The following is a 6,129-nucleotide window of genomic DNA, read 5'->3' as shown; positions in this document are numbered from 1 at the left end:
CTACTGCTGTGAGATGAATATCAGAACGATCTCTATATACTGGTACATGGGCTTTCTCTGCATTAAATCCAAAACCAACAATCGCTACTTTCACAATCTAAAATCCTCTTAAAGTATGTTAATTTTTAACATTTTTTTAACAAAACTTATAATTTTTGTCAAGTATTTTTTTTTGAAGTCCACTCTTAAATATCTTTCTGATTTTATTATGGATAAATTTTCTCCAATTTAACTCAATAATTTAGTAATCATAGCTTAAATAAGTTCAATTTTTTCTTGAATCAAAAATCTCAACTAAGAAATAGATATTACTCTTTGATATTTCTCAGATATATAGCATTTACATTTGGATTGTAAATATATTTTTGAATAAAAGGTAATAGAGAATAAAGTACACAAAAATTTTATATTGAAAAAACTACTTTTCTCTTTGTTATTTTTCATGGAAATGTTGTATTCAAGCAAAATTTAGTTAAATTAAATTTTAAGTATAACTATTCGAGTAATTAGCTTGATTATATTAACTTGAACCTGATTTAAAGAAATATAAAAATTCCCAGTTGTTAACTCACTCTTAATATCAACAATTACCGAGAGTATTAATAATATTTTTATAGTGTTTCTCAGACTAATGAGGTATACACTTATCTTTATTTCTATTCTATTCTTTTCCCTGTTCGCAGATCCGATGCTCCATAAAACAAACAAATTTTGTCCCTCACACCTCTTGGGAATTGCTATATCAAAATTATTTATTAAATGCTATTTTGAGACCATTCCTTATTTTTAGACAAAAAAAATCATGTCTCAAGCCTCCCTTTTTTAAATTATGCATCTTCTCGTCTCCATATTGTAGGAAGTCCTGATAACGTAATTCCTTTGTAATACCAAGTGTGAAAAAAGAATGCTATACTTAAGTTACAAGTGACACTTCAATTATTAAGTAATTAACAAATAATCAATTACTTTTTTGATAATTATTAGCCAGTTATTGTTAATTATTCTTATGTTTATTTCTCGCTCTCGGACGTTGCATGCAGCATCCCTACTACCCTACTCCTCAGCAGTGCAAAAATGTAGCAAACATTTATTACCCTTGAGATAAGAAGCTAGGGTAGCTCCTCTGTCAAGAGACTAATTGAAGCCCACAGTTCCTCCGGCAGGAAGCTAACTGAATTGACTGAATAATGTTAAAGTAATCTATAAATATAACGGCAATATCAAATCAATTAACCAAGATGAAAATTAAAATTCCCAGTAATAACGGCGAGACTTTTTCCGCTTACTTAAAAACACCTACTTCTACACCTGCTCCTGGATTAATAATTATCCAAGAAATTTTTGGAGTTAATGAAGTAATGCGTAATATAGCTGATGAATATGCTCAAGCAGGTTATGTGGCAATAGTCCCTGATTTATTTTGGCGTCAAGAAGCAGATATTGAACTTACCGATAAATCTGAGAATGACTGGCAAAAAGCATTTGAACTTTACCAACATTTTGATGAAAATAAAGGAATTGATGATTTAATTTCTACAATGAAAACTCTCAAAGAATTACCAGAATGTACTGGCAAAATTGGCAGTGTAGGTTTTTGTTTAGGAGGAAAACTCGCTTATTTAATGGCTACTCGTTCCCAAGCAAAATGTAACGTTAGTTATTATGGAGTTGGCATTGAAAAAAATCTTGATGAAGCTGCTAATATTCAAAATCCATTAATACTTCATCTTGCTGAAAAAGATGAATATGTTTCTCCAGAAATTCAGTCTCAACTAAAAATTGAATTGAGTAATTATCCTTTAGTAACAATACATTCTTATCCAAATATTAATCACGGCTTTGCTCGGATAGAAGGAAAAGACTATAACTTAGAAGCTACTAATCTTGCCCAAAGTCGCACTATAGAATTTTTCCAAAAATATCTTGACTAAGTTTTTAGTTTGACACTGAGTCACTATTTTTTAACCCACTCCCAATAAGTTGATTATTCTACATTATATCTGGTTGATTGACTGCTATTATTGGGAAGGTTTTATTGAACCGAAGTTAAGGCAGATAATAAATTGAATAAGGAATATAAGCAAAGCAAGTAATTTATTAATTAGAAATTATAACTACACAAGAATCACTGATAATCAAAGCTTCCATAATTTCCCAAGTATACTAAAAAAAAATTTGCTTAAATGCCATTACTGACAGTCAAGAACTATATATAAATTTATAGAATATTAGTATTGTTATCTATGTAGATTATAATCAATGAAAATTTTATCATTAACTTCTATTGTTGCTGCCACAGTAATTGGATTGTTAAATATTCCTATAAATCATCGTTCTGCTGAAGCTCAAACTACTAATTTTTTCTGTGGGAAAATCGGGGCAACTCCAGCAACAATAGCCACTAAACAAGGCAAAAATATTCCGATTATTCTCTGGAATTCTAATAATTATTTTACCGAATCAGGAGAAGATGCTCTGACTAGATGTACTAGAGTATCTGGAATTTTATCTACTCAACAAAGAAACGGATATCGAAGTATCACTGTCAGTATTTCTAAAAATGGACAGCCAATGATTTGTGCTGCTAATCCTCAAGATGGTTCTTGTAGATTATTATATCAAGTTCCTAATGGTCAAAATCCTCAACAAGCTAGACAAGAATTATTGAGAAGAGTTGCTAATCCTCAGCCAAATCTACCACCAATTACTATTTATTAAAAGAACAAGTATTAAGCAGAAAAACTTTTATAATGATGATAGGAAAAAAGTAGTTATCAGTTTTCAAAACTTGAGAAAAAGTCAAAGCCATAGCAAACATTGTTAACATTCCGAGACAAACCATGCTAATGTCTAGTTTTCAAGAAGGTGAAATATTAGGATATTGCAAAATTGTATATCATCCCCACAAACCTAACAAAAGTCAGGCAGGGGGAGGGCGTTTATGGATACAAGAAAGCCAGAAGTTCAAGTTATCCTTGACATCCTCTCCGGCCTGTTAGCGTTTGCGCAGCATTCCGATCGGAATACTCCTTTGTTAGCGCAGCTCCTCCGCAGGAGGCAAGAGGCAGGCACGGAGATTCCTACCGAGTCTTAGTTATTCGGTGGGTTGACGTTTTGCTGGCGCAAAACTCCGCTAACATTGGGTGCTGCACCCACCCCTATTACTCCCCTCCTAGGAAGGGATGGGGGTAGGTTACGCTTGCCTCCAGGTCCGTTTTTTGTCTCGGACTGCCCGCCCGCGACTAATATATTTATTGCTGCATTCTAGTCTCTATGGTGTTTTGCGCCACAGTTAAGGCATTCCCATTCTCGCATCTGAAGGTCTAACTTGCCACCTTTAAAGCCACAATTTGAGCAAACTTGACTTGTAGGTTCCCACCTGCTAATGACTCTAAAATCACGAGCGTATTTCTCAGCTTTTCCTTCTAAGAAAGTTCTAAATTGTCACCAACCTAAATCGGATATAGCTCTGGATAATTTGCGGTCTCTTGGTGCGTGTTCCCTTGCGACTGGCGTCATTGCGGAGTCGCACCGCTTTTTTACCATGCCAGAAAGGTTTCCTTCGGAATCCTTTGCAAACAAATCTTCTAAAACAACTGTTTGGTTGTCACGAATTATTTTAGTAGATAATTTATGCAAAAAATTAGTTCTTGTATCTTTGCAGTTTACCATGGAACTTAGCTACTCTAACCCGTGCTTTTTCATACCTTTTAGACCCTTGAGTTTTATTAGATAATGACTTGCTTAACTTTCGTTAGCACAGCTCCTCTGAAACAGGCTACTTCTTAATTGTTTTTTGAGTGGTTTTGGTGCATCAATCTTTGTACCATTACTCAAGGTTGCAAAGGTAGAAATGCCTAAATCTATACCTACTGAATTATCAGTATGAGCCAAGGTTTCTGGTATAATTTCTACTACAAAACTTAAGAAATATCTATTAGAGTTGTCGCTAAATAAAGGGAAAAAATCACTCTAACCTAGACAGAGCAATAATTCCAAGCATTTTTAATTTCCAATAGCTACAATCCTTACAAAACAAGGTTTTTGGGATTTTTTTCAGTTATAAAGCGACAACTCTATTAGCTGAGTCCTTGATAATTGTTACTGATGATGGAGCAGCACGCAACTCTCTTGACCAAACAATTTTCAGCTTTCCAATCTTAGCTAAATAAACTTGATGTTGACCAATTTTCAACCCTCCTTTTGTAAATCTTGCAGTTTGTTTTGATTTCCTGCTTTTGAATTTAGGAGGCTTAACAGGTTTACCTTTTCTCTGGCCTTTTGTTGATTTAAAAAAGTTTTGATAAGCTTGGTTTAAATCATTCAAAGATTGCTGCAATGGTATGCTGGAAACTTCTGAGAGCCACCCTCTACATTCAGTCTTCTTAGCCTGAGTAATAAACTGTTTTTGTAGTTCAGAATTAGTGGGTTTCTTTGCTCCCGATCTATACTTTTCTTGACAATAAGCTAGGATATCATTCTAAACAACACGGACAGAACCAAATAGCAAAGCTATTTGGTATCTTTGTCCCGGTGTTGGATATATACGATACTTAAATCTAGCTTTCATAATTCCTATCTAAACTAACAGCATGATAACATATCTATTGAAAAAAAAAGCTAAAAAGTCGCCCTAGAAGGGCGGGGCTTTAAACCCATTTTTTTGGTAAAATCTTCCAAGATCGAGAACCAAAAGGTTTTGGCTAATCCCAATTAAGCAGCCAAATCATCATTATTGAATAGCTCAAAAATCTGCCGACAGAAATATTTCAGTTTGGCAGCAGATTCTGTTGTGGGTTGGGTATTTCCCACAAAATGCCAGCCACCCACCGTTGATAATTTCCATTGTTCTCCGCGATGATCGTAACCAGCAACTTCCACTCCAATTACACGAGAATAAGCTTCAATAGGATCTTGATATAAACGAATTTGCACCAATAAACAACGACTTTCCAGAGACCTACTTCTACCAGGCAAATGAAAACCAATATCTATAGAATCTGGGTCAACTAACTCCAAAGTATCTGGATCGTTCATCCAGGGCTTGAGATCGACCTTAACATCTGCAAACTGGGACTTAAATAAATTTACTACTGAAGCAATTTTACTAGCTACTTGAAAATTTTTGGCCTGTTCTGCAGCATTTACCATATATACTCCTCAAGAATAAAATTTCAGATTATTAACTAACTAATTTAAGTAAAAATCAAAAACTGTGATTATTGGGACAATTATTAATAATTTTAGATTTTCTACTTATTTGTTAAACAATAGCTTCGAGGGTTTAGATTTGATTGGGGCTAAAATTTTTCGTTTAAGTCCCAATCTCAACAGCCAAAAAGAAAATTGTTAACTTTTGACTTGACTACTTTTTAATTGATAATGCTAGTATCAAAATAATTAACCTAATTTCTAACATCTTATGCTTCAATATCTTGTGGCTCTTATAGCAACTGCAATCATTGGTTATACAGTTAATTCATCTGTAAAAGTTATTGATGAAGGAGATGAGGCTTTAGTAGAACGCTTGGGTAAGTATAAGCGCACTTTGAAGCCTGGACTTCAGTTTGTTCTACCTCTAGTAGAAAAAATAGCTCATGTTGATACCATCCGCGAAAGGGTCTTGGATATTGACCCTCAGTCAGTCATTACTAATGATAATTTGACATTGCAGGTAGATGCAGTAGTCTACTGGCAGATTATAGAAATCGAGAGAGCGTATTATGCAATTGAAGACGTAGAAAATGCTATTGATAATATAGTTTTAACTTCTCTGCGTTCTGAAATTGGTCGCTTGCCACTTCAAGAAGTTTTATCTACAAAAGATGAAATTGATAAAGCTTTGTTGAAGAAATTGGATGAAGCTACTTCTAGTTGGGGTGTCAAAGTGATTCGTGTCGAGGTTCAAAATATTATTTTTCCTGAAAAAGTGCAAGCAGCAATGGAGTCGGAAAGGGTAGCTTTAAGTGAGAAAAAAGCTATGCTTGAACAAGCAGAGGGAGAAAAAAGAGCTGCTATTGCTAAAGCTCAAGGACAAGCAGAGTCTATAGAGGTTCTTTCCAAAATTTTAAATTTTAGGAGGAGCACCCGTTTGACTTCCAGTAACCGTCCCGGCCTAACCTCGTATGC

8 protein-coding genes and 1 pseudogene are annotated in these 6,129 nt (G+C 34.4%); 3 read left to right on the top strand and 6 right to left on the bottom strand.

Annotated features, from left to right (window positions below; genetic code table 11):
• Window positions 1-1,238: 1,238 nt before the first annotated feature.
• Both F6K13_RS14285 and F6K13_RS14280 read left to right on the top strand, forming a co-directional pair.
• Entirely contained in the window at window positions 1,239-1,931 is a 693-nt protein-coding gene (locus F6K13_RS14285) for a dienelactone hydrolase family protein (protein ID WP_124145340.1), read from the top strand.
• Window positions 1,932-2,259: 328 nt separating this feature from the next.
• The gene (locus F6K13_RS14280) at window positions 2,260-2,718 is read left to right on the top strand and encodes a COP23 domain-containing protein (protein WP_124145339.1); all 459 of its coding nucleotides are present in this window, start codon (window positions 2,260-2,262) and stop codon (window positions 2,716-2,718) included.
• 546 nt (window positions 2,719-3,264) lie between these two features.
• On the opposite strand, the pseudogene F6K13_RS14275 reads toward F6K13_RS14280, so the two are convergent.
• From F6K13_RS14275 to F6K13_RS14250, 6 genes and pseudogenes are all read right to left on the bottom strand, one after another.
• Window positions 3,265-3,432, bottom strand: a pseudogene (locus F6K13_RS14275) (zinc ribbon domain-containing protein); the annotation flags it as partial.
• A gap of 12 nt (window positions 3,433-3,444) precedes the next feature.
• Window positions 3,445-3,672, bottom strand: a complete 228-nt coding sequence (locus F6K13_RS14270) for a transposase (RefSeq protein WP_240041587.1) — start codon at window positions 3,670-3,672, stop codon at window positions 3,445-3,447.
• Between the two features lie 72 nt (window positions 3,673-3,744).
• The gene (locus F6K13_RS14265) at window positions 3,745-3,909 is read right to left on the bottom strand and encodes a transposase (RefSeq protein WP_275670385.1); all 165 of its coding nucleotides are present in this window, start codon (window positions 3,907-3,909) and stop codon (window positions 3,745-3,747) included.
• Window positions 3,910-4,060: 151 nt separating this feature from the next.
• The gene (locus tag F6K13_RS14260; RefSeq protein ID WP_240038977.1) at window positions 4,061-4,327 is read right to left on the bottom strand and encodes a hypothetical protein; all 267 of its coding nucleotides are present in this window, start codon (window positions 4,325-4,327) and stop codon (window positions 4,061-4,063) included.
• A 153-nt stretch (window positions 4,328-4,480) separates the two neighbouring features.
• Complete coding sequence (locus tag F6K13_RS14255) at window positions 4,481-4,570, bottom strand: helix-turn-helix domain-containing protein (protein WP_287287681.1); 90 nt, start codon at window positions 4,568-4,570, stop codon at window positions 4,481-4,483.
• A gap of 143 nt (window positions 4,571-4,713) precedes the next feature.
• On the bottom strand, window positions 4,714-5,151 hold the full coding sequence (locus tag F6K13_RS14250) for a hypothetical protein (protein WP_124145338.1): 438 nt from the start codon (window positions 5,149-5,151) through the stop codon (window positions 4,714-4,716).
• Between the two features lie 271 nt (window positions 5,152-5,422).
• Between F6K13_RS14250 and F6K13_RS14245 the strand changes: the two genes are divergently transcribed.
• A partial coding sequence (locus F6K13_RS14245) for an SPFH domain-containing protein (protein WP_287287680.1) occupies window positions 5,423-6,129 on the top strand: 707 nt, incomplete at its 3' end.

This window comes from Okeania sp. SIO2B9 (genome assembly GCF_010672505.1).
GTDB classification, from domain to species: domain Bacteria; phylum Cyanobacteriota; class Cyanobacteriia; order Cyanobacteriales; family Microcoleaceae; genus Okeania; species Okeania hirsuta.
The sequence above is the reverse complement of the archived record's forward strand: the minus strand, read 5'-3'. Positions and strand labels throughout refer to the sequence as shown.